Source organism: Streptomyces sp. WM6386 (assembly GCF_000972385.1).
GTDB lineage: Bacteria > Actinomycetota > Actinomycetes > Streptomycetales > Streptomycetaceae > Streptomyces.
Genome location: NZ_JXTE01000315.1, coordinates 1 through 718, shown reverse-complemented (window position 1 = coordinate 718; position 718 = coordinate 1). Strand labels below are relative to the sequence as shown.

At 65.7% G+C, this 718-nt stretch carries 1 protein-coding gene; it reads right to left on the bottom strand.

The genetic code is table 11. The features are described from left to right. A partial coding sequence (locus TN53_RS41445; protein ID WP_046264060.1) for an endo-1,4-beta-xylanase occupies positions 1 to 578 on the bottom strand: 578 nt, incomplete at its 3' end. Positions 579 to 718 lie beyond the last annotated feature (140 nt).

Genomic DNA, 718 nt, shown 5'->3' with positions numbered 1-718 from the left:
GTGCGGAAGGCCTCCTCGATGAAGCCGTTGCCGAGCTTGTCCTGGAAGGGCGAGCTGCGCCGGGCGCCGCTGCTGCCGTCCTGGAATGCCTCGTTGACCACGTCCCAGGAGTGGATCTTGCCCTTGTAGTGGGTCATGACCTGGGTGATGTGGTTGTTCATCGCCGTCCTGAGGTCGGCGGCGGCGAGGCCGGAGACCCAGCCGGGCAGCTGGGAGTGCCACACCAGCGTGTGGCCGCGGATCTTCATTCCCTTGCTCTGTGCGTGGCTGACGATCTGGTCGGCGGACGTGTAGGTGAACGAGTTGCGGGTGCTCTCGACCGCGTCCCATTTCATCTCGTTCTCGGGCGTGACCGAGTTGAATTCGGTGTCGAGCGTGCCGGCGTACGCGGATTCGCCCAGGTGGTTCGCGGCGACCGCGGCCCCGAAGTAGCGGCCCTTCTCGGCCGCGGCCGTACCGAGGGTGCTCGCGGCGTCGGGGGTTCCCGACAGGGCGGTGACGCCTGCTGCCGCGAGCAGGCTCGCCATGCCGAGAACCAGTGCCTTGCGGGGCAGGGGGATGGATCTGCGGGTAACCATCTCACTCCGTCCGTTCGAAAGTTTCGGTCTGATTCCGGAATTGCGCCGAGACCATACGAGCGGCGCACCACACCGTCAACAGGCCGCGCATCAACTCTCGCCAGTTGACCGAAGACGCCCCAGTTCCCACTCAATATTCG